The sequence below is a fragment of the Streptomyces sp. NH27 genome (assembly GCF_056859195.1).
Genome location: NZ_JACEGK010000043.1, coordinates 1 through 22928, shown reverse-complemented (window position 1 = coordinate 22928; position 22928 = coordinate 1). Strand labels below are relative to the sequence as shown.

Annotated in this window: 19 protein-coding genes and 1 pseudogene; 10 read left to right on the top strand and 10 right to left on the bottom strand. The window is 71.3% G+C overall.

The genetic code is table 11. The features are described 5' to 3' along the window. Positions 1–47: 47 nt before the first annotated feature. Positions 48–965 (top strand): metal-dependent hydrolase, encoded by a 918-nt coding sequence (locus tag AC13HU_RS06155; RefSeq protein ID WP_483040713.1) that lies wholly within the window; start codon positions 48–50, stop codon positions 963–965. 33 nt (positions 966–998) lie between these two features. After that, entirely contained in the window at positions 999–2090 is a 1092-nt protein-coding gene (locus tag AC13HU_RS06150) for a MerR family transcriptional regulator (RefSeq protein ID WP_483040712.1), read from the top strand. 84 nt (positions 2091–2174) lie between these two features. On the opposite strand, the gene AC13HU_RS06145 is transcribed toward AC13HU_RS06150, so the two are convergent. The 3 genes and pseudogenes from AC13HU_RS06145 to narJ all read right to left on the bottom strand — a co-directional run bounded on the left by AC13HU_RS06145 (position 2175) and on the right by narJ (position 4296). Then, on the bottom strand, positions 2175–3074 hold the full coding sequence (locus AC13HU_RS06145) for an LLM class flavin-dependent oxidoreductase (protein ID WP_483040715.1): 900 nt from the start codon (positions 3072–3074) through the stop codon (positions 2175–2177). A 228-nt stretch (positions 3075–3302) separates the two neighbouring features. Further along, positions 3303–3572: pseudogene (locus AC13HU_RS06140) on the bottom strand (respiratory nitrate reductase subunit gamma); the annotation flags it as partial. Positions 3573–3582: 10 nt separating this feature from the next. Next, positions 3583–4296 (bottom strand): nitrate reductase molybdenum cofactor assembly chaperone, encoded by a 714-nt coding sequence (narJ, locus tag AC13HU_RS06135; protein ID WP_483040711.1) that lies wholly within the window; start codon positions 4294–4296, stop codon positions 3583–3585. Positions 4297–4454: 158 nt separating this feature from the next. Here narJ and AC13HU_RS06130 point away from each other — a divergent pair, with 158 nt between their 5' ends. After that, complete coding sequence (locus AC13HU_RS06130) at positions 4455–5033, top strand: DUF6344 domain-containing protein (protein ID WP_483040710.1); 579 nt, start codon at positions 4455–4457, stop codon at positions 5031–5033. Positions 5034–5420: 387 nt separating this feature from the next. Then, entirely contained in the window at positions 5421–6278 is an 858-nt protein-coding gene (locus tag AC13HU_RS06125; RefSeq protein ID WP_483040714.1) for a Cof-type HAD-IIB family hydrolase, read from the top strand. Positions 6279–6466: 188 nt separating this feature from the next. Here the strand turns inward: AC13HU_RS06125 and cydD are convergent, their stop codons facing one another. From cydD to hisC, 4 genes are all read right to left on the bottom strand, one after another. Beyond that, on the bottom strand, positions 6467–9988 hold the full coding sequence (gene cydD, locus AC13HU_RS06120; RefSeq protein ID WP_483040709.1) for a thiol reductant ABC exporter subunit CydD: 3522 nt from the start codon (positions 9986–9988) through the stop codon (positions 6467–6469). Positions 9989–10055: 67 nt separating this feature from the next. Further along, complete coding sequence (cydB, locus tag AC13HU_RS06115; RefSeq protein WP_483040708.1) at positions 10056–11060, bottom strand: cytochrome d ubiquinol oxidase subunit II; 1005 nt, start codon at positions 11058–11060, stop codon at positions 10056–10058. A 28-nt stretch (positions 11061–11088) separates the two neighbouring features. Then, on the bottom strand, positions 11089–12621 hold the full coding sequence (locus AC13HU_RS06110; RefSeq protein WP_483040707.1) for a cytochrome ubiquinol oxidase subunit I: 1533 nt from the start codon (positions 12619–12621) through the stop codon (positions 11089–11091). A 153-nt stretch (positions 12622–12774) separates the two neighbouring features. After that, entirely contained in the window at positions 12775–13866 is a 1092-nt protein-coding gene (hisC, locus tag AC13HU_RS06105; protein ID WP_483040706.1) for a histidinol-phosphate transaminase, read from the bottom strand. A gap of 286 nt (positions 13867–14152) precedes the next feature. Between hisC and AC13HU_RS06100 the strand changes: the two genes are divergently transcribed. The 4 genes from AC13HU_RS06100 (at position 14153) to AC13HU_RS06085 (ending at position 18176) form a co-directional block, all read left to right on the top strand. Then, a complete protein-coding gene (locus tag AC13HU_RS06100; RefSeq protein ID WP_483040705.1) occupies positions 14153–15259 on the top strand; it encodes a LacI family DNA-binding transcriptional regulator in 1107 nt (368 codons plus the stop codon). 237 nt (positions 15260–15496) lie between these two features. Then, positions 15497–16603: a metallophosphoesterase gene (locus AC13HU_RS06095; RefSeq protein WP_483040704.1), complete on the top strand. Its 1107-nt coding sequence runs from the start codon at positions 15497–15499 to the stop codon at positions 16601–16603. 152 nt (positions 16604–16755) lie between these two features. Further along, entirely contained in the window at positions 16756–17598 is an 843-nt protein-coding gene (locus AC13HU_RS06090; protein WP_483040703.1) for a hypothetical protein, read from the top strand. 191 nt (positions 17599–17789) lie between these two features. Continuing rightward, positions 17790–18176, top strand: coding sequence for a hypothetical protein (locus AC13HU_RS06085; RefSeq protein WP_483040702.1), 387 nt, complete (start codon positions 17790–17792; stop codon positions 18174–18176). 272 nt (positions 18177–18448) lie between these two features. On the opposite strand, the gene thiC is transcribed toward AC13HU_RS06085, so the two are convergent. The 3 genes from thiC to AC13HU_RS06070 all read right to left on the bottom strand — a co-directional run bounded on the left by thiC (position 18449) and on the right by AC13HU_RS06070 (position 21299). Beyond that, entirely contained in the window at positions 18449–20239 is a 1791-nt protein-coding gene (thiC, locus tag AC13HU_RS06080) for a phosphomethylpyrimidine synthase ThiC (RefSeq protein ID WP_483040701.1), read from the bottom strand. Positions 20240–20641: 402 nt separating this feature from the next. Then, positions 20642–20857 (bottom strand): DUF5326 family protein, encoded by a 216-nt coding sequence (locus tag AC13HU_RS06075; RefSeq protein ID WP_483040700.1) that lies wholly within the window; start codon positions 20855–20857, stop codon positions 20642–20644. Between the two features lie 124 nt (positions 20858–20981). After that, on the bottom strand, positions 20982–21299 hold the full coding sequence (locus AC13HU_RS06070; RefSeq protein ID WP_483040699.1) for a cupin domain-containing protein: 318 nt from the start codon (positions 21297–21299) through the stop codon (positions 20982–20984). A 79-nt stretch (positions 21300–21378) separates the two neighbouring features. Here AC13HU_RS06070 and AC13HU_RS06065 point away from each other — a divergent pair, with 79 nt between their 5' ends. Further along, positions 21379–21759: a phage holin family protein gene (locus AC13HU_RS06065; protein ID WP_483040698.1), complete on the top strand. Its 381-nt coding sequence runs from the start codon at positions 21379–21381 to the stop codon at positions 21757–21759. A gap of 55 nt (positions 21760–21814) precedes the next feature. After that, positions 21815–22928, top strand: a 1114-nt coding sequence (locus tag AC13HU_RS06060; RefSeq protein WP_483040697.1) for a cystathionine gamma-lyase, incomplete at its 3' end; no start/stop codon positions are given.

Below are 22928 nucleotides of genomic sequence, written 5' to 3'. Positions count from 1 at the left end.
TGTCCGCCCCGTCCCCCACCCGCAGAACCCGTAAGGAGGCCACACCCGTGAGCCACGCGATCAAGCCCCGCCGGGTCACGTTCGACTGGAAGCAGACCCCGCTGCACTGGATTCCGGGCGAGCCGACGGCGACCCACGTCATCAACGTGCTGCATCTGCTGCTACCCGCGGGCGAGCGGTGGTTCGTGAAGGTGTTCAAGGAAGCGCTGCCGCTGGTCACGGACGAGCAGTTGCTCAAGGACGTGAAGGGCTTCATGGGCCAGGAGGCCACGCACAGCGTCCAGCACGCATACGTGCTGGAGCACCTGGCCGAGCAGCGACTCGACACCGACGCCTACACCCGCCATGTGGAGTGGATGTTCGACGTGCTGCTGGGCGAGCGCCCGCCGTGGGGCATGCCGGTGCCGCGCCGCGAGTGGCTGCGCTTCCGGCTGTCGCTGATAGCGGCGATCGAGCACTTCACCGCAGTGCTCGGCGACTGGATTCTGGACGCGGACGCCCTGGACGGCGCGGACAGCGACGAAGTGATGCTCGACCTGCTGCGCTGGCACGGCGCCGAGGAGGTCGAACACCGCTCGGTCGCCTTCGACATGTACCAGCACGCGGGCGGCAAGGGCGCGGTGCGCTATCTGCGCCGCGCCGAGGGCATGGCACTGGCCTGGCCCACGCTGTTCTACCTGTGGGTGGTCGGCGCCAGGTACCTGCTGAGCCACGACCCACAGCTGGACCGGGGCCGCTACCGCTTCAAGGACCACCGCGCCGCCGCCCGCCGCGGCCTGCTCCCCTCGTGGGCCTCGCTACACGCGGCCATGCCCCGCTATCTGCGGCGGTCGTACCATCCGTCGCAGGAGGGATCGTTGAGCAAGGCGGTGGAGTACCTGGCAATATCCCCCGCCACGCAGGCCGTCCAGTCCAGGACGCCCATTGGCGGGCGGCCGGCGGAAGGGCCGGCCGCTGCTTCCTGACCCCCGTACAGCAGACCAGCAAGGAGCAAGTCCGTGACCACCGCGGAAGAGCCGCGCACCTACCGGATCGAGGACCTGTCCCACCTCAGTGGCACCACGGTCCGCACGATCCGGGCGTACACCGACCGCGGCCTGCTGCCCAAACCGGAGCGGCAGGGCCGGGCCAATGTCTACGACGACACCCATCTGGCCCGGCTGCGGCAGATCGCCGACCTGCTGGAACGCGGATACACGCTGGCGAGCATCAAGGAGTTGCTCGCCGCCTGGGACGCGGGCACCGGGCTCGGCGGCGTGCTCGGGCTGGTCGGCGAGGTGGACCGGCCGTGGTCCGACGAAGCACCGGCCCGGATAGCGCTGGCCGAGCTGACCGAGGCGTTCGGCGGGGTGATGGACCTGACGGCGGTCGAGGAGGCTCTGCGGCTGGGTGTCCTGGAGGCGGTACCGGGACACGACGACGAGTTCCTGGCACCAAGCCCCAGCGAGCTGGCCGTCGCGGCCGAACTGCACCGCGCCGGGGTGCCGCTGGCCGCGATCGCCGGGCATCTGCGCGAGCTGCGCGGCCATGTCGAGCACATCTCGGAGCGATTCCTGGAGTTCACCACGGAGTACGTCTTCCAACGCTTCCTCCAGCACCCGCCGACCGACGAGGAAGCCGCCGAGGCCACCGACCTCATCCGGCGGCTGCGCCCGCTCGCCCAGCAGACCGTCGACGCCGAACTGGCCCGTGCAATGCGGTTGCGGGCCACCGAGCACATCCGCCGTCATCTGGGCGACGCGGCCGTCTTCCCGCCGCCGGCCGAGCGGACGCAGCCCGGATCCGGGGCCGGGCCGGAGCCCGAGCCCGCGTCCAGGTCCGGGTCCATGTCCGGGGCCTGGCGCCCGAGCAGCGCGGAAGCCATTGCGCCCAAGGGCACCACGCCCGCGTCCCACGCCGACGCCGTGCCCTCGACGATGCCCACGCCCCCGCCCATGTCCGTCACCGTGCCGCTGCCCGCGCCCACGGTCGCCGCCGTACGGGAACTGGTGGGTGCGGACCAGATCCCGGCGTTCGTCGCGGCCGCCGCCGACCGAGAAGTGGCCGCCCGCACGATGGACGCGCTGGCCAAGCGCCCTGCCGCACCATAATGAGAGCGGTACGGTCCCGCGCCACGACACGGCTCCGGGCCACCGCGTGATGCGGCGGCACGGTGAACGCCCGCGGCAGACGGCTCAGCCAAGCTGCCCCGGGGCCTCGATCGCGATCTGCTCGAAGATCGCGTGGTTGTAGGCGAAGTCGGAGTCGGGAATCGGCCAGTGCACCACGATCTCGTCGATGCCGGCCTCGGCGTGCCGCCCCGCGAAGTCGACGAAGGCGTCCAGCGAACTGAACGGAGTGTCCCGCTCCGGGGTGAAGCCGGTCAGCAGCACCTTGGGCACGCCGGCCGGCTCGCGGGCGGCGTCCTGCAGTGCCGAGCCGAGCCGTTCGATCTGGCCGCGGATCGCCGCCAGCGACTGCTCAGGCGTCCCCGTCTCGTACAGCGCCGGGTCGCCCGTGGTCACCCATGCCTGGCCGTACTTCGCGGCCAGCTTCATACCCCGTGGCCCGGTGGCCGCCACCGCGAACGGCAGCCGCGGCGTCTGTACACAGCCGGGAATGTTCCGCGCCTCGACGGCGGAGTAGTAGCTGCCCCCGAACGTGATGTCGCCCTGGGTGAGCAGCCGGTCGAGCAGTTCCACGAACTCCGCGAACCGGTCAGCCCGTTCCCGCGGCGACCACTCCTCCTGCCCCAGCACCAGCGCGTCGAACCCGGTCCCGCCGGACCCGATCCCCAGCGTCACCCGCCCGTCGCTGACGTCGTCGAGCGTCATCAACTCCTTTGCGAGCGTCACCGGATGCCGGAAGTTCGGCGAAGTCACCATCGTGCCGAGCCGGATCGTGGACGTCACCCCGGCTGCGGCCGTCAAGGTCGGCACGGCCCCGTACCACGGCCCGTCCCGGAACGTCCGCCACGACAGGTGGTCATAGGTGTAGGCCGCGTGGAATCCCAACTCCTCCGCCCCCTCCCACACCTTCCGCCCCTCGGTCCAACGATAGATCGGCAGTATCACAGTGCTCAGGCGCAGGCTCATGCGGACGAGCCTATGCGGGTGCCGGCGGCCTCGGCCGGTCGACCGCGGCACGCCCCCCGAAAGGACCTCGCCGGGGCCGACCGAACGGGTTCCGCCGTCCGTGCGGGGCAGGGACGTGGGTCGTGGGACGCCAGGAGTCTGCAGCGGTGGGGGGTCCGGCGGGCGCCCGCCGTGAGGTCGGTTCTGGGGTCGAGGGTGAACAGGCTGCGGGCCCAAGGGGGCGATGGTGGTGCGGTAGTCATAGCCGTGGCTGAACGAAGAGTTGGTGAGTTTGGCGTACAAGCCCATCGCGACCTCGCCGAGCAGCAGCACGTACATGAACTTGTCGTTGCGGGTGGTGGCCAGCAGGACGGGCGCGTTGGTGCGGCGGCAGTACACCAGCACACCGATGCCCGCGATGGCCAGCAGGCCCGCGAGCGTGCCGCCGACCAGTGAGAACAGGTGGTAGACGTGTTCGTCCATACCGACCGCGTCGGTCCAGGACACCGGTACGAACAGCCCCAGACGGCTACGGTCCCAGTAGGGGATCGGCCGAGGAAGCGCCGGGCAGCGTGCCGCACACGGCTTCCAGCGCCTTGGCGTACGGGGTGCCGTTCTCGGTCAGCGCCAGCCGCAGCAGTTCCAGGGCGGGGCGATGCTCGCGCAGCAGCGCGTCCGTGCGGGTGGTGACACTGAACTCCAGGCCCACCGGCAGGAAGTCGGGCAGGTTGTCGGGGCCCGGTTCCAGGCCGTATCCGCGGTAGTGCTCCTTGAAGCGGAACAGGGCATCTCCCCGGCACCGGGTGTCGCCGTCGGTCCACCAGGTCAGATGCAGGCAGTGCCGACTGGTGAAGTCGAAGGTGCCGACGTAATCGGCGGCCCGTTCGACCAGTTCGGCAGATACGGCTCCGGCGAGACGGTCGGCCAGCGTCAGCAGCAGCGCCGCCTCGGGCGTCCGCGCCGGGGCAGCGTTCTGCTCTGCATCGCCCTGGCCGGCTGAGTGTTCACGGCGGCCGGGTGGATGGTCGCGACCGTCCGCCGCACGCACGCCGCCCGAGTCGGCTGCGGCTGTTGCTACGGCTACGGGCGTGTCCCGGCGGTACGCGGAGCCGTCCACCTGGCACCAGCGAGTTTGCCGTGCCGGTGTGTCGGGCGGGTGAACGTCGTACCGGGCCCGCCGAAAGTCGTGGTCGGAGTCGCCGGCGGCGGCCTGGGACAAGGGCTGCACGGGCAGGGCGCACACCACCCGGACCCTGGTGCAGAATGCCGCGATTGCACCATCCGAGTGGCGTTGATGTGAATATCGCCGAATCCGAGGTGCGGCTCCAAGGATTGTGTGCTCGTTTCCGCATCATCGGATTAGTCAGTTCACCGCATGACGAGATAGGAAGCGAGAGGTCGATGGCTGCCGACATCAAGACGTTCTGGGGCGCGCTGCTCAGCGTGCTGCTCAAGTGCATCGCCGCGTTGGGATTCGCCACTCCGGACCGCACCGCGGCCCGTCGGCAGGCTGTCGCCGCCGACATCACCGCCGCCGCCACCCTCGAGAACGCCGCGCAGGTCGCGGCGCGGACACGAGCGGAGGTAGCGGCGGGAGCCCCGGTGAGTACCGCGCCGGCCCCGGTCGGGCCGCCGGCACCGCCGAGCCGCCGAGGAGCGGGCGCCCGTATCCCCGCGCCGCGCGCAGCCGAGTCGCGCCTGGTGCGCAGGAGCCGGGGCCGGACGCTGCCGCCCACCATGAAGCAGCGCATCGGCGCCGAAGCACATGGCGCCTCGCCCAGCGCCCGCAGCCTGCGCACCGCCGACGCACTCGACGAGTTCGGTGACCTCGGTGACCTCGGGCCCGCGGCCGGCGCCCCCGCCGCCTCCACCGACTCGACCGCCTCCACCGACCGCGCCGCCCAGTCGCACCGCGCGAACGTCCCGAGCCGGTCCGGTGCCGCGAAGGCCGCCCGCGAGTTCTTCACCCGCGCCGCCTGATCCCGCGCCTTTGCCCGCGACGCACGCGATCCACCCGCGAAACGCTTTCGTGGCAACGCGGTTGAATCTTCGACCCACACGACGCACGGCTTGAAACAGCGGCTCCGCTGAGCGGATCTGCGCACCACCGAGCGGGACAAGGTTGCGGTGCGGAAGGATGGGGCAGTGACCCCAGCCACCGAGCCAGCCGAGTCTTCCGACGCCCGCCACCGGCCCGAGGCCCACACGGACCCCAGGACCGGGCCCGAGTACGACCAGCAGAATCAGCAGAACCAGCACGACAAGCAGGACGACAAGCACGACGGACACGGCCGGCAGAGCTGGCAAGACGAGTACAAGCACCACCAACAAACTTACGAAAAGACCTTCACCGACCCCGGACCGCGGCTGATCGCCACCGATCTGGACGGCACGCTGCTGCGGGACGACAAGACGATCTCGCAGCGGACGACCGCCGCCCTGACCGCCGCCGAGGACGCAGGCGTCGAGGTCTTCTTCGTCACCGGCCGCCCCCTGCGCTGGATGGGTGTGGTCGCCCAGCACCTCGCCGGGCACGGCATGGCCATCGTCGCGAACGGTGCCGCGGTCTACGACCTGCGGGCCGGCACGCTGATCGAGGCGTTCCCGCTGCCCGAGGACGACGCGCTGGCGATCGCGCACGCGCTGCGTGCGGCGGTTCCCGGTACGACCTTCGCGGTCGAGCGCACCTTCGGCTTCCGGCGTGAGCCCGGCTATCCGCCGATCGAGGTCGACAGTTCCCTGCCCCGCGCGGGCATCGAGGAACTCCTTGCTGCCGACCGCGAACAGCCGCTGCTGAAACTGCTGGCCAAGCACCCCTCCCTCGACCCGGACGAGTTCCTCGCCATCGCGCTCACGGTGGCCGGCGGGCACGGCGAGGTCACCCGCTCCAGCGAGTCCGCGCTGCTGGAGATCAGCGGAGCCGGCGTCAGCAAGGCCACCACCCTGGCCAAGTGCTGCGCCGAGCGCGGGGTGACCGCCGCCGAGGTGGTCGCCTTCGGGGACATGCCGAACGACCTGGCGATGCTGAGTTGGGCGGGCACGCCCTACGCCGTCGCCAACGCCCATCCGCAGGTGCTGGCGACCACCACGTACCGCACCGAGTCCAACAACGACGACGGCGTGGCCCGCGTCATCGAACGCGTCCTCGCGGCCCGCGCCGACCGCGCCGAACGCGCCGCACTCGAACGCGGCCCCGCCGACCACCTCCGCCGTGACCTGCGCTGACCGGCCCAGGCGCTAGGGCCCTCCCGGCAAGGTTTGCCCCGCTCGCCGCCCTGGTGCGGCCCTCCGCGGCGTTGCCGCATCGGCCGAGTAGGCCCACTACGAGGCCACTTCGGCGCCTTGCGGCCGACCACGCCGGCACACCTCGCTACCGGGCAAACCTTGCCGGTCGCGGCACTGGTGCCCTGGTCCTAGACGCCCACCGGCTCCGCGGCGGTACGGGCCGCCGCCACGCTCCGCTCCTGTTCCAGGGTCCGGCGGAACGGCCCCTCCACGGCGGCCAGTTCGTCGTACCCTCCGCGCTGTACGACCCGCCCGCCGGACAACACCACGACCTCGTCCACGGCGCCGTCCGCGAGCCCGGCCAGCCGGTGGGTGATCAGGACGGTCGTACGGCCGCGGGTGGCCGCCAGCAGGTCGGCGGTGAGGGCGTCCGCGGTGGGCAGGTCCAGGTGTTCCGCGGGCTCGTCGAGGACGAGGACGGGAAAGTCGGCCAGCAGCGTGCGGGCCAGCGCGAGCCGCTGCCGCATGCCGCCGGACAGCCGGGCGCCGTGCTCGCCGACCTCCGCGTCCAGGTCGAGTTCGACCCGTGCGGCGGCCAGCGCCTCCCGCAGTTCGCCATCAGGCGCGCCGGGCCTGGCCAGCCGCAGGTTCTCCCGCACGGTGCTGGCGAACACATGCGCGTCCTGTGCGCACAGCCCGACCAGCCGCCGTACGTCGTCGCCGTCGAGCGCCGCGGCGTCCTGGCCGGCCAGGGTGTACGAACCCTTCTCCGCGTCGAGGAACCTCAGCAGTACATGCGCCAGCGTGGTCTTGCCCGCGCCCGACGGCCCGACGACCGCGATCCGGCGGCCGGGCGTCAGCGTCAGGTCGACCCCGTCCAGCGCGGGCCGCTCCTGGCCGGGGTGACGAGCGGTCAGCCCGCACAGCACCAGCGGATACGGCGCCTCGGGAGCCTGCTGCGGCCGCTCGGGCTCCTGTACGGGCACCGGCGCGTCCAGCACGTCCCGCACCCGCTGTGCGGCCCTGCGGCTGCGCTGCCGCTGCTGGGCGGCGAGCGGCAGTCCGGCGACAGCCTCGAAGGCGGCGAGCGGCAGCAGTACGAGTACGGCGAGCAGGACACCGTGGAGCTGGTGCGCGGCGACCGCCCGCACGCCCACCCAGGCGCACCCGCTGACCGTCAGGCCGGTGACCAGCGCGGTGAGTCCGGCGCCGAGCGCGGTGGCGGCGGCCGAGCGGGCCGTGATCCGACGCAGCGCCAGGTCGGCGTCGGCTGCCCGCGCGCGGCGCCCGGGCAGGGCGCCCGCCACGGTCAGCTCGGCGGTGCCCGTGAACAGCCCGAGCACCCGGGTGGACAGCTCACCCCTGGCGGGGGCCAGCCGGTCCTCGGTACGGCGGGCCACCGCCACCGACAGCGCGGGCACGGCCACCCCCGCGACGAGCAGCCCTGCGCCGAGTACGGCACCGGCCGCGGGCAGCAGCCATCCGGTGAAGGCGGCCGCGCCGACCCCGGTCGCCGCCGCGGTCACCGCGGGCAGCAGCCAGCGCAGGTAGTGGTCCTGGACGCCGTCCACGTCCGCGACCAGCCGCGAGAGCAGGTCGCCGCGACCGGTACGGCCGAGCCCTGCGGGCGCCAGCCGCTCCAGCCGGCGGAAGACGGCCACCCGTACTCCGCCGAGCGCGCGGAAGACCGCGTCGTGGCCGACCAGCCGCTCCCCGTACCGGAAGGCGGCGCGGCCGATGCCGAAGGTGCGGGTCGCGGTGACGGCGACCATCAGGTAGAGCACCGGCGGCTGCTGGGCGGCGCGGCTGATCAGCCAGCCCGAGGTGCCCATCAAACCGACCGCGCAGCCGAGCGCGAGCGCCCCGAGCGCGCAGGCGCCCGCGAACCGGACCCGGAACCCGCGGGTTTCACGGGCCTCGACGAAGGCACCGAAGCCCCGAAGGCGCTTGCCGGCGCCTCGCTCATCGACAGGTGCCGCGGCCGGCTCGGCCGGTGCGACCGGTGCGACGGCCGCCGACGGCTCTGCCGACGCCGATAGCTCGGAACGGTCCGCGGCCGCGCGAGACACGGACGGCGCGAGCCCCTCCGCGGCAAGAGGCTGGACTCGATCGGCCAGCGGCAGGAGCGCGGGGCGGTGCGCGATGAGCAGGACCGTGCGGGTGGCGGCCAGTTCGCGCAGGGCCGCGACGACCTCGGCCTCCGTGTCGCCGTCCAGGTTGGCGGTGGGCTCGTCGAGCAGCAGCAGGGGCCGGTCGGCGAGGAAGGCGCGGGCCAGGGCGAGCCGCTGCCGCTGACCGGCGGACAGTCCCGCGCCGTCCTCGCCGATGACGTCGTCGGGAGCGGCGAACCCGGCCACCCCGGCGGCGGCCAGCGCGGACCGTATATCCGCCTCGCTCGCGTCGGGCCGGGCCAGCCGCACGTTCTCCGCGACGGTCCCGGCGAACAGGTGCGGCCGCTGCGGCACCCAGGCGATCTGCCGGTGCCAGGAGGCTCGGTCGATGTCGGCGAGGTCGATCCCGTCCACGAGGATGCGCCCGGCGGACGGCTGGACGAAGCCGAGCAGGGCCCGCAGCAGCGTGGACTTGCCGGCGCCGCTCGGCCCGGTGACGGCGACCGTCCGGCCGGGCGCGAGCTCCAGCGTGGTCCGGGCCAGCAGCCCGTCCCGCGCCACCTCGACGCCCTCGACGCGGACCGTGGCCGTCCGCAGATCGGGCGCGGGCACCCGGGTGTCGCCTGTGGCCGAGGCAGCCGGAAGCGCGGTCTCCAGGACCTCGAAGACCTCCTCCGCCGCCGCCAGCCCCTCGGCCGCCGCGTGGTACTGCGCGCCCACCTGCCGCAGTGGCAGATACGCCTCCGGGGCGAGCACCAGCACCAGCAGCCCGGTGCGCAGGTCGAGTTCGCCGTGCACCAACCGCATGCCGATACCGACGGCGACCAGTGCGACCGAGATGGTGGCGAGCAGTTCCAGCACGAAGGACGAGAGGAAGGCGATCCGCAGGGTGCGCAGGGTGGCCCGCCGGTAGTCGTCGGTGATCTTCCGGATGTTGTCGGCCTGTGCCTTGGCCCGGCCGAAGACCTTCAGCGTGGGCAGTCCGGCGACCACATCGAGGAAGTGCCCGGACAGCCGTGCCAGCAGCCGCCATTGGCGGTCCATCCGGTCCCGGGTCGCCCACCCGACCAGCACCATGAAGAGCGGCACCAGCGGCAGCGTCACCACGATGGTCAGCGCGGAGATCCAGTCCGCGGTGGCGATCCGGGCCAGCACCACCAGCGGCACGACCGCGGCGAGCCCGAGTTGCGGCAGATAGCGGGCGAAGTAGTCGTCGAGCGCGTCCACCCCGCGGGTGGCGAGCGTGGTCAACTCACCGCCGCGCCGCCCGGTCAGCCAGTTCGGGCCGAGCGCGGTGGCGTGGGCGAGCAGCCGCTGCCGCAGCTGCGACTTGACCGCAGCCCCGGCCCGGTGCGCGCACAGTTCGGTGAGCCAGGCCACCAGCGCCCGCCCCACCGCCACCGCGGCCAGCGCGATCAGGTCACCGCGCAGCGCACCCACTCCGCGGCCCTGCTGGAAGCCACCGACCACCACATCGGCGATCAGCACCGCCTGGGCGACCACCAGCCCGGCCCCCGCCAGGCCCAGCAGCACCGAGCCGGCGAGGAAGACCCGAGTGGTCCGCGCATACCGCAGCAGTCGGGGATCGACCGGTTTCACGTGGAACATCCCCTTTCGTGTTTCACGTGGAACATGAGCAAACGGGGCCTGTCCGGGCGGGACATGATCAGTGCGCCGCTTCCGCGATGTGCTGGGTGCCGATCCGCTTGCGGAACACCCAGTACGTCCAGCCCTGGTAGAGGATCACCAGCGGAGTGGCAATGGCCGCGCACCAGGTCATGATCCGCAGCGTGTACGGGGTCGCGGAGGCGTTGCCGACGGTCAGACTCCACGCGCTGTTCAGCGAGGACGGCATCACGTCCGGGAAGAGCGTGAGGAAGAACATCGCGATGGTGGCGGCGATCGTCACCCCGGAGAACGCGAACGACCAGCCCTCGCGCCCGACCCGGTTCGCACCGAGCGCGGCGAGCAGCGCCACGAGGGCGACCACCAGGGCGGGCAGGCTGCGGGCGCCGCCGCTGTGCACCTGCGTCCAGACCAGGAAGACCGCCGCGAGCACCGCGGTGACCAGGCCGACCCTGGTGGCCAGCGCCCGCGCCCGGTCCCGGATCGGCCCGACCGTCTTGAGCGCGGTGAACACCGCGCCGTGGAAGGTGAACAGCGCCAGCATGACCAGCCCGCCGAGCAGCGCATAGCCGCCGAGCAGGTCCCACAGGTTGCCCACGTACTCCTTGTTCGCGCCGATCTTCACGCCCCGCACGATGTTGGCGAAGGCCACCCCCCACAGCACGGCGGGCAGCAGCGAGGTCCAGAAGATCGCGTGCTCCCAGTTCCGCTGCCAGCGCTCTTCGGGCCGCTTGGCGCGGTACTCGAAGGCGACTCCGCGCACGATCAGGCAGACCAGGATCAGCAGCAGCGGTAGGTAGAAGCCGGAGAAGAGGGTGGCGTACCAGTCCGGGAAGGCCGCGAAGGTGGCGCCGCCCGCGCTGAGCAGCCACACCTCGTTGCCGTCCCAGACCGGCCCGATCGTGTTGATCAGCACCCGCCGCTCGGTGCGGTCGCGGGCGAGCAGCTTGGTCAGGACGCCGACCCCGAAGTCGAAACCCTCCAGGAAGAAGTAGCCCGTCCACAGGATGGCGATGATGACGAACCAGACGTCGTGCAGATGCATGTCCCGTATCCCTTCCGTCGTCAGTCCGTCAGTACGAGAAGGCCATCGGCCCGTCGGGGTCCGCGGACGCGCCGGCGCTGTCGCCGCCGGATCCACCGCCGATCCTGGTCGGGGGGTTCAGGTCGGCCTCGGTGAGCTCGGGCGGCCCCTGCTTGGCGTACTTCACCAGCAGCCGGACCTCGACCACGGCGAGCAGCCCGTAGAGCAGGGTGAAGACGATCAGCGAGGTCAACACGTAGCCGACGGACACTCCGGGGGAGACCGCGTCCTTGGTGCGCAGCACGCCGTAGACCACCCAGGGCTGCCGGCCGGTCTCGGTGAAGATCCATCCCCAGGAGTTGGCGATCAACGGGAAGGCCATGGTCAGCAGGGCGATCCGCCAGTACCAGCGGGACAGTCGCGAGCCGAGCCCGAGAGTGCGGGTGAGCATCAGGTGCGGCACCTCGTCCTCGCCGGTGCGCCGGTCCGGCGCGAGCCAGAAGCGGCGCCGGGTCAGCCACAGCCCGGCCGCACCGACCCCGATGGAGACCACGCCGAAGCCGATCATCCAGCGGAAGCCCCAGTACTCGACCGGGATGTTCGGCCGGTAGTCGCCGGGGCCGTACTTCTTCTGCTCGGCCTTGTTCACATCGTTGATGCCGCCGACGTAACTGGTGAAGTTGTCGGTGGCGAGGAAGGAGAGCAGGTTGGGGATGTCGATGGCGACCTCGTTGTGCCCCTTGTTGACGTCGCCGACCGCGAAGACCGAGAAGGGCGCGCCCTTCTGGCCGTCCCACAGCGCCTCGGCCGCGGCCATCTTCATCGGCTGCTGCTTGAACATCACCTTGCCGAGGGTGTCGCCGCTGATCGCGGTGAGTGCCCCGGCCACCACCGCGACGACCAGCGCCATCCGCAGCGAGGAGCGCATCACCGCGATGTGCTGCTTGCGGGCCAGGTGGTAGGCGGCGATGCCGATCATGAACGCGGCACCGGTGAGGAAGGCCGCGGACATGATGTGGAAGAACTGGGCGAGCGCGGTGTCCTGGGTGAGCACCGCCCAGAAGTCCGTGAGTTCTGCCCGCTTGGTCTTCGGGTTGTAGTGGTAGCCGACCGGGTGCTGCATCCAGGAGTTGGCGGCCAGGATGAAGTACGCGGACAGGATGGTGCCGATCGACACCATCCAGATGCAGCCGAGGTGGATGCGCTTGGGCAGCTTGTCCCAGCCGAAGATCCACAGGCCGATGAAGGTCGACTCGAAGAAGAACGCGATCAGCGCCTCAAAGGCAAGCGGCGCGCCGAACACGTCGCCGACGAAGCGCGAGTAGTCCGACCAGTTCATGCCGAACTGGAACTCCTGCACGATCCCGGTCACCACGCCCATGGCGATGTTGATCAGGAAGAGCTTGCCCCAGAACTTGGTGGCTTTGAGGTACTTCTCCTTACCGGTGCGCACCCAGGCGGTCTGCAGTCCCGCGGTGAGCGCGGAGAGGGAGATCGTCAGGGGGACGAAGAGGAAGTGGTAGACGGTCGTCACGCCGAACTGCCACCGGGCGACGTTCAGTGGCTCCAGTGCGAGCTGCACGATACGTCTCCTTTACTGCCGATACGCGTTCTGCTTGTGAACGTGAACTCATTCACAAGGAGTATCGCGCACATGCGTTCGCCCCCTGCCACCGGGGGGTGAAAGGGGGCGAATCGGCAGGTCAGAGCGCCTTTGTCCAGGCGGCTGGATCGGCTACAGCTCCTTGCGGAACTCCTGGGCGGTCCGCAGCACGATGTCGTTGGCTTCGGTCTCCCCGATCGTGATCCGCACCCCCTCGCGCGCGAACGGCCGGACCGTCGCACCCGCCCGCTCGCAGGCCGCCGCGAAGTCCGCGGTGCGCTCCCCCAACCGCAGCCACACGAAGTTCGCCTGCGTCTCGGGCACCGTCCAGCCCTGGCCGGTCAGCGCCTCGACAACCCTGGTGCGCTCCACGACCAGGCCCGCGACCCGCTCCAGCAGCGCCGGTTCGGCCCGCAGGCTGGCGATCGCCGCGTCCTGCGCGAGCTGGCTCACCCCGAACGGCACCGCGGTCTTCCGCAGCGCCTCGGCCACCGGCTCGTGCGCGATCGCGAAACCGATCCGCAGCCCCGCCAGGCCGTACGCCTTGGAGAAGGTGCGCAGCACCGCGACATTCGGGCGGTCACGATAGAGGTCGACCCCGTCGGGCACGTCGGGGTCGGTGATGAACTCCCGGTACGCCTCGTCCAGGACGACCAGCACATCGGCCGGCACCCGGTCCAGGAAGCGCTCCAGCTCCGCCCGGCGCACCACGGTGCCGGTCGGGTTGTTCGGGTTGCAGACGAAGATCAGCCGGGTCCGGTCGGTGATCGCGGCCGCCATCGCGTCCAGGTCGTGCACCTCGGCCTCGTCCAGCGGCACCTGCACCGCCCGGGCGCCGCTGATCTGGGTGATGATCGGATACGCCTCGAACGACCGCCATGCGTAGATCACTTCGTCGCCCGGCCCCGAGGTCACCTGGAGCAGTTGCTGGGCCACGCCGACCGAGCCCGTGCCGGTGGCGACGTGCCCGACCGGTACGTCGAACCGTGTCGCCAGTTCCGCGGTCAGCGCGGCACAGGACAGGTCGGGATAGCGGTTGAAGGAGGCCGCGGCAGCGGCCGCCGCCTCCAGCACGCCGGGCAGCGGGGGATACGGGTTCTCGTTCGAGGACAGCTTGAAGGCCGGCCCCGAGGCACCGCCCGCCTCCGTGGCCGGGGGTCGCCCGGGCTTGTAGGTCGGGATGCCGTCCAGTTCCGCGCGCAGCTTGGGGGTGGTCATGGCCACACCCTACGAGGGCCGCCACAAACGGGGGAGGTGCGCTGCGTCACCGTGTGCGCTGGTAGCGCGCGCCCTGGCGCGCGTCCCCCGTAGGAGTGAGTTGCCGACATTCATCCCGGCGGACCAATGGCCGGGCGAAGACCGCCACTGGACCGCTATCCGTCCTGCCCGTCGCCCTGCCGCCTGCATATTCCACCTTGCATACGGCTTTGGATCTTGCAGAAACCGTTCTTCGTGGGGACCACATGGCTGGCAGCCGTACGGACCAGTGCCGCCCTACTATCGGCTCGCCATGACAGCAGCAGGGAATCACCAGGCGAGCCGACCCATCGGACGCCGGCTGGAGCGCGCGGGGATCAGGGACGTCGCCGCCGCCGCCGGCGTCTCGATCACGACTGTCTCCGACGCGCTCAACGGCAAGGGCCGACTGCCCGACACCACCAGGCGCCATGTCCGCGAGGTCGCCGACCGGTTGGGCTACCGCCCCTCGGCCGCCGCCCGCACACTGCGCACCGGGAGATCGGGCCTGATCGGCCTGACAGTGACGACATACGGCGAAGAACCTTTCACCTTCACCGAGTTCGCGTACTTCGCGGAGATGGCCAGAGCCGCCACCTCCGCCGCGCTGGCCCGCGGGTACGCCCTGGTCATCCTGCCCGCCTCCTCCCGGCACGACGTGTGGGGCAACGTGGCGCTGGACGGCACTGTGGTGATCGACCCGTCCGACCAGGACCCGGTGGTCGGCGAACTCGTCCGGCAGGGCGTGCCGGTGGTCAGCGACGGCCGCCCGGCCGGCAGCCTGCCGGTGCACGCCTGGGTGGACAACGACCACGAGGAGGCCGTGCTCGGCATCCTCGACCACCTCGCCGCAGCCGGCGCCCGCAGGATCGGGCTGCTCACCGGCACCAGCACCGACACGTACACCCGGCTGTCCACCACGGCCTACCTGGAGTGGTGCGAGCGGGTCGGCCAGGAGCCGGTGTACGAGGCGTACCCCGCACACGACCCGTGCGCGGGAGCCGTCGCCGCGGACCGGTTACTCGCCCGACCGGACCGCCCGGACGCCGTACACGGACTCTTCGACCCCAACGGCACCGACCTGCTCGCCGCCGCCCGACGCTACGGCCTGCGCGTCCCCGACGACCTGCTGCTGGTGTGTTGCAGCGAGAGCGGCGGCTACGCGGGCACCGATCCGCCGATCACCACACTGTCGCTGCAGCCGCGGCGGATCGGTACCGCTGTGGTCCAGTTGCTGATCGACGCGATCGAGGGGATCGGGCCCAACCACCCCGTGCAGCAGGTCATGCCGACCGAGCTGATCGTGCGGGCGTCCTCGCAGCGACGGGCGCACCGCACCACCGTCAGCCCTCCTCGCGGTCCGGCCCACGAGGAGGCGTGAACCGCCGAACGCCGCCGCACACTGCCGAACGCCGCCCGCGTCACCGCACACCGCCGTGCCTCACCCGACACGAAAGGGTGCGGCGACGCGGACCCGTAGGCGCCGAAGTACCGGCCCGACCGGGTGACTACGTGGCGGTTTGTCCAGGGCCCGAGAAAACGAGGTGCCTGGGTATGTCACAACGCGCCAGCCGCATTCCTATGATGGGCGGATGGCGGCGCGAGCGTGGAGGGGTCGATGACTCAGGGGGCAGGTCAGGGGTATGAGCCCGACACCGGGTACGAGCCCGCGCCCGGCTACGGCACGGCGCCCGACTTCCAGCCGGCCACCGGGTACGAACCGGGCTACCCGCCGGCGGCGCCCGCCTACGACGGCACCCCGCCACCCGCGGCTCCACCGGCCCCGACACCGCCCGGTTATGAGCCGACCCGCCCCGACACACCGCTGGTGCCGCCGGGTTACACCCCCACCGCCCACGACCTGCCGGTGATCACCGACGCGGCGCTGCCCGGCGAGCGTCCCGGCCCGCTCTACGTGGTCGGCGACGTACACGGCTATCTCGACGAACTCCGCGCCGCCCTGCACGAGTCGGGGCTGATCAACGAGGACGGCGAGTGGTCCGCGGGCAACGCCCGGCTGTGGTTCCTCGGCGACTTCACCGACCGCGGCCCGGACGGCATCGGCGTGATCGAGCTGGTGATGCAGCTCTCTGCGGAGGCCGCGGCGGCCGGCGGCTACTGCCGCGCCCTGATGGGCAATCACGAACTGCTGCTACTGGGCGCCCACCGCTTCGGCGACACCCCGGTCAACTCCACCGGCGGCACCGCGTCCTTCCTCGCCGCCTGGCGACTCAACGGCGGCCAACCGTCCGACATGGAGCGCCTGGAGGACCGGCACCTGACCTGGATCTCCCGGCTGGACGCCGCCCATCTCACCGACGGCCATCTGCTGGTGCACTCCGACACCACCGCCTACCTCGACTACGGCAGCAGCATCGAGGAGATGAACGACGCGGTCACCAGCATGCTGCAGCGCGCCGACGCCGACGAATGCTGGGACCTGTTCCGCAAGTTCACCAAGCGGTTCGCCTTCCGCGGCGACGGCGGCGCGGACGCGGCCCGCGAACTGCTGGGCACCTACGGGGGCAACCAGGTCGTGCACGGCCACAGCCCGATCCCCTACCTGCTCGGCGAGGTCGGCGGGGACCAGCAGGGAGACGGCGAGGCGGCAGCGCACGTGGTCCAGGGGCCGATGGTCTACGCCGACAACCTCGCGGTGGCGATGGACGGTGGCGTCACCATGGACGGGCGGCTACTCGTTGCCCAACTCCCGCTGGTGGGCTAGCTTCCACATTTCCTGGTTGCGCCCTGTCACGGTCCCCCGTACAGCCCTACCATCGGCAGTATCTGTAGTCCCACCGCTCTCTGGGCATCCGGCAGGCAGAGCCTGTTCCACGTGGAACACCGGCCGCGCACGGAGAGTCGGAGCATCGGGGGATGCACATGACCAGCGCTCCACATCTGCTCACCGAGGACCGCCCGGACTTCGAGCACGTCCTCGACGAGGCGCTGCGTATCGTCATGGACGGTATGGAGGCCGGGGCCACCGGAGACGGCATGGCTGGTTCCCCGCTGAACGCCGAGCAGTTGCGCACCATGGCGCTCGCCGCCGCCGAGTCGATCGGGGCGCGGGCCGCCAACGAGTACGACGTGTACCGCCAGATCCGCGCCGACAGCCGGAAAGCGGCCCGCGAGTCCGCCCGGGTCCGCGACAGCCGGGCGTTCAGCTATGCCGCGATGGGTGTCGCGGACCGCACCGGGTCCGGAGCGGGCGTCCTCGCGGTGATGGCCGTGCTCACGCCGCTGCTCGCCGGTGCCGCGGCGCTGATCTTCCTGCTGATCGGCTACGCGCTCCAGGCGGTGTCCCCGGAACCCGGGATCGCCTCGCCGCTGCGCACCGCGGGCTGGTTCTTCGCCGCCGTGGCCGCCGCGGCGATCGTGCTCGGCGGTATCGGCCTGCTGCTGACCGCACTGCGCGACGGCTCCACCGCGATCCACGACGCGCCCGGGTCGCTGCCGCCGGAAGTCGCGCAGGCGCGCGACGCGTGGCGGCACGCGCTGCTCGACCGGGGGCTGCTGCCCTTCCTCGACGACGTGCTGACCGGGCGCACCGCCGTACCGCCGCCCACCGCACCCGCCTCCGGCCCGCGCATGCCGCGCCTCGGCTACAGCCGACCGGACTTCTCCTCGCCGCAGGACCCGCACCGCGCGGTGCCCCGGTTCGCCTCGCCCGACTTCACCAGCCCGGACTTCGGCGGCCCGGACCACCGGCCGGATTAGCGACTGGCCGAGGTACCCCGGAGCACCGGACGAGGTGCCCCGGGCCGCCGGCCGGGGTGGCCCGACCGGCGGCCACGCGCGAACCGCCGCACCACACGAACCGCTGCCCCGCACGGATGGACGTCCCAGGTCGCGGCGGCCGCCCACCATTGCTTGACTGCTTCCGTACCTGGTCAGAACGGGAGAGGCCCATGCGCGTCCGCCGCCGTACGCTCGCTGCTCTGTGCACGACCATCCCACTCGCCCTCGCGGCGACGGCGTGCTCCGACTCCTCGGCCGGCCAGGTGACGGGCACCCGAGGCGTCGCCTTCAGCCAGACCATTTCCAACCCCACCCAGGGCAAGGGCACCTGTCACCGCTTCGCCCCGCGCGGCGTCGACCACGTCACCAACAACACCGGCGTCGACCTCTGGCTGCACAAGGGTCTGAACTGCACGGACCCGGTGGGACGCCCCAGCACCTACCTGCCCACCACGCTCAGCGCGGGCGTCGCCGAAACCCCGGGCCTGTGGCACAGCTTCTCCACCGTCGGCTGGCCGCCGCCGGTCCCGCCCAACGTCGGCCCGACCCTCAACTAGTCCCGTGGCCGGCAAGGTTTGCCCGGTAGCGAGGTGTGCCGGCGTGGTCGTCCGCAAGGCGCCGCAGCGGCCTCGTAGTGGGCCTACTCGGCCGATGCGGCAACGCCGTGGACGGCCGCGCCAGGGCGGCGAGCGGGGCAAACCTTGCCGGGAGGGGCCCTAGCCGCCGGCCGGCTCGTCCCGCTCCCGAAGCGGGAGGACCCGGCGGCGTGCCGGGCCCTCCCGCCGTGACCGGCGGTGCGGGTCCAGTCCGCTCAGTCCACTCGGTCCACTCAGTCCGCGATCGGCAGGTAGACGCGGTTGCCGGAGGCGGCGAACTCCGCGGACTTGACGGCCATCCCGGCGTGGATCTCCTCCTCGGTGCCTTCCGCGGGATCCGGTTCGATGCCCTGATCCGCACCGCCGTGAGTGCGGCGGATGTCGTGCGAGATCTTCATCGAGCAGAACTTCGGGCCGCACATGGAGCAGAAGTGCGCGGTCTTGGCCGGCTCGGCGGGGAGCGTCTCGTCGTGGAAACCCCGGGCGGTGTCGGGGTCGAGGGCCAAATTGAACTGGTCCTCCCAGCGGAACTCGAAGCGGGCGTCGGACAGCGCGTCATCCCACTCCTGGGCGCCGGGGTGGCCCTTGGCGAGGTCCGCGGCATGCGCGGCGATCTTGTAGGTGATCACACCGGCCTTGACGTCGTCGCGGTCCGGCAGGCCGAGGTGTTCCTTCGGGGTGACGTAGCAGAGCATCGCGGTGCCCCACCAGGCGATCATCGCGGCGCCGATGCCCGAGGTGATGTGGTCGTAGGCGGGTGCGATGTCGGTGGTGAGCGGGCCGAGCGTGTAGAACGGGGCCTCCTCGCAGATCTCCTGCTGGAGGTCGATGTTCTCCTTGATCTTGTGCATGGGCACATGGCCCGGGCCCTCGATCATGGTCTGCACGTGATGCCGCTTGGCGACGGTGTTGAGTTCGCCGAGGGTGCGCAACTCGGCGAACTGCGCCTCGTCGTTGGCGTCGGCGATGGAGCCCGGCCGCAGGCCGTCGCCGAGCGAGAACGTGACGTCGTAGGCGGCGAGGATGTCGCACAACTCGTCGAAGTTCTCGTACAGGAAGCTCTCCCGGTGGTGCGCCAGGCACCAGGCGGCCATGATCGAGCCGCCGCGCGAGACGATGCCGGTCTTGCGACGGGCGGTGAGCGGCACATGGCGCAGCAGCACGCCGGCGTGCACCGTCATGTAGTCGACGCCCTGCTCGGCCTGCTCGATGACGGTGTCCCGGTAGACGTCCCAGGTCAGTTCCTCGGCGCGGCCGTCCACCTTCTCCAGCGCCTGGTAGAGCGGCACGGTGCCGATGGGGACGGGGGAGTTGCGCAGCACCCACTCGCGGGTGGTGTGGATGTTCCGCCCGGTGGACAGGTCCATCACGGTGTCGGCGCCCCAGCGGGTCGCCCAGGTCATCTTCTCGACCTCCTCCTCGATCGAGGAAGTGACCGCGGAGTTGCCGATGTTCGCGTTGACCTTCACCAGGAACCGCTTGCCGATGATCATCGGCTCGATCTCGGGGTGGTTGACGCATCCCGGCAGCACGGCCCGGCCCGCGGCGATCTCCTCGCGCACGGTCTCGACCGGTACGTTCTCGCGCAGCGCGACGAACTCCATCTCCGGGGTGGTCTCGCCGCTCCGGGCGTAGGCGAGTTGGGTGACCGGCCGGCCCTGGAGGCCGCGGCGGGGGAGCCGGGGCCGGCCGGGGAAGACCGCGTCGAGGTTGCGCATACCGCCACGGGGCGAGGTGTGCCTGAGCCCGTCGTCCTCCGGCCGGACCGGCCGGCCCGGATACTCCTTGGTGTCGCCGCGCGCGATGATCCAGTTCTCCCGGAGGGGCGCCAGGCCCCGACGGACGTCGGTGTCGACCGACGGGTCGGTGTACGGGCCGGACGTGTCGTACAGCGTCACGTCGCGGCCGTTGGTCAGATGCACTTGGCGGACCGGCACCCGCAGGTCCGGCCGTGATCCGGCGGGCCCGGTGACATACGACTTGTGCCAGCCGATTTCACGCGTGTGCGCATCCTGCATGGTCATGTGAGACCCACTCCCTACGCCGGCATTACCCGGTAACAGGTTCAGCGGTCGGCGCAGCGCTCGCCTCAAGCGATGTCAGCGCCCTCTCAGCCCGGTGCTCCGAGCTCCCGCGTTTGCAAAGGTGCCGCCAACGGTAGCGGCTGGGTACGGACATCCACCAGGCCGCTTGCAATGATCGGACCGCGGACTTCCCCCAAGCCGGCGAGCACGGCCCGCACCCGGCAGCGTCTCCCGATCAACGCCACGCACACGGATCCGGGCTCGGCCACGGCCACAGCCGCCGCCGGGTGAAATGACGCGGACCGGCGAACGGTCTGAGCCGTTCGCCGGTCCGGGTGGTGCGCGCGATGCGGGCGGTCCGGGGTGGATTCCGGGGTCCCGGCCTCGGCCGGGACGCCGACCTCACCAGTCGCGCTTCTTGCCGGAGCCCCCCGACGTGACGCGTTTCACGACGAAGACCAGCGCGCCGACCAGGACCACGAAGACGAGCACCTTGAACAGCAGGCCGATCACGATGCTGACCAGGCTCGCGATCAGCGTGCCGAACACGACCAGCACGACCACCGGGATGCCGATCCACTTGACCCACCAGGGCAGGCTCTTCAGCAGCTTCTCCATAACGCTCTTTCGCTCCTAGGTCGCTGCGCGGGGCGCGCACTCCGACTGTGCCGTACTTCGACTGTAGGTCCACCCGGCGCCCGGACGAAGGGCGGGAAGGCCCCATCCGACCCTGAGCCGCCCCCTAGGGTTCCGGCGGCGAGAAGACCACCATGACCCGGAGCTCCTCGGTGATGTGGTGGAAGCGGTGCGGGGTGCCGGCCGGCACGTAGACGACGCTGCCGCGCGCGACGGTGGTCGTCTCGTCCCCCACGGTGATCGCGGCCCGCCCGCTGACCACGAGGTAGACCTCGTCCTGCGCGTGCGGCTGCTGCGTGTCGCTCTCACCGGCCTTGAGCGCGTAGAGCCCCGCCGACATGTTGCGTTCCCGCAGGAAGCGGAGGTACGCGCCCTGGTTCGCGGCACGCTCCGCGTCCAGGTCGTCCAACCGGAACACCTTCATCACTCGCTCCTCCGCTGCGGTACGGCCACGGTTCTGTTCGGTCTCTTGCCCCGATGATCAGACCTGCGACGATCTCACCATGAAGAATTTCATCGTCAAGACCCTGGCGAACGCCGGGGCCCTGGGCGTTGCCGTGTGGCTGCTCAAGGACATCACGCTCACCGGCCATTCGGCATGGCGCAAAGCACTGACGCTCATACTCGTCGCCCTCGTCTTCGGCGTGGTGAACTGGCTGGTGAAGCCGGTCGTCAAGGTGCTCTCGTTTCCGCTGTTCATCCTCACCCTGGGCCTGATCACCCTCGTGGTGAACGCGCTGATGCTGCTGTTGACATCGTGGCTGGCCGGCCAGCTCAGCCTGAAGTTCCACGTACACGGTTTCTGGACCGCGGTGCTCGGCGGTCTGATCATCAGCATCGTCGCGTGGGCGCTGCACCTCGTCCTCCCGGACGAGGACGACTGAGTACCGAAGACGAGCCCCGAGCGAGCACCGAGGAGACACGAAGGATGAGGGCCGCATGAAGCAGGACCACACGGCAGGGGACCAGGTCGGCGACAGCACCCGCAGCGTGCACGCCGGACGCCCCGAGGCCCGGCCGTACGAGCCGTCGCTGCCCGGTCCGGTCTTCGTCTCCCATTACCACCTGCCCGGCGAGCCCACCGGTCCCTACGTCTACGGCCGGGACGACAACCCCACCTGGGACCTGCTGGAGCAGGCGATCGCGGAGCTGGAGGCGCCCGGCGACCCGGCCGCCACCACGCTCTCCTTCGCCTCCGGTATGGGCGCGATCTCGGCGGTGCTGCTGTCGCAGGTGCGCTCCGGGGAGGTGGTCGTCCTGCCGTCGGACTGCTACCAGACGACGCGCGCGCTGGTGGAGCGCCTGGAGTCGTACGGCGTCGAGGTGCGGATGGCGCCGACCGCCGGCGACGCGCAACTTCCGTTGCTGGACGGCGCCCGGTTGGTGTGGCTGGAGAGCCCGTCCAACCCCGAGTTGGACGTGTGCGACATCCGGCGGCTGGCCGCCGCCGCCCACGCGGCGGGCGCGCTGGTCGCCGTGGACAACACGCTGGCCACACCGCTGGGCCAGCGGCCGCTCGCACTGGGCGCGGACTTCTCCGTGGCCAGCGGCACCAAGGCGCTCAACGGCCACGGCGACCTGCTGATGGGGTACGTCACGACGCGGAACGCCGAACTGGCCGACTCCGTACGCAAGTGGCGCAAGACCGTGGGCGCCATCCCGGGGCCGATGGAGACCTGGCTCGCGCACCGCTCGCTGGCCACGCTCGCGCTGCGGGTGGACCGCCAGGCGGCGAACGCGCTGGCGCTCGCCCGTGCCCTGCTGGAGCGGCCCGAGGTGACGGGGGTACGGCACCCGGGGCTGCCCACCGATCCCTCGCACGAGGTCGCGGTGACGCAGATGCGCCGGTTCGGCAGCGTGGTGTCCTTCACGCTGCCCGACCGGGAGCACGCGGAGCGCTTCCTCGGCGCGCTGCGGATGACCTCGGAGGCGACGAGCTTCGGCAGCGTGCAGTGCACTGCCGAGCGCCGGGCCCGTTGGGGCGGGGACGCGGTGGCACCGGGGTTCATCCGCTTCTCGGTGGGCGTGGAGGACCCGGACGACATCGTGGCCG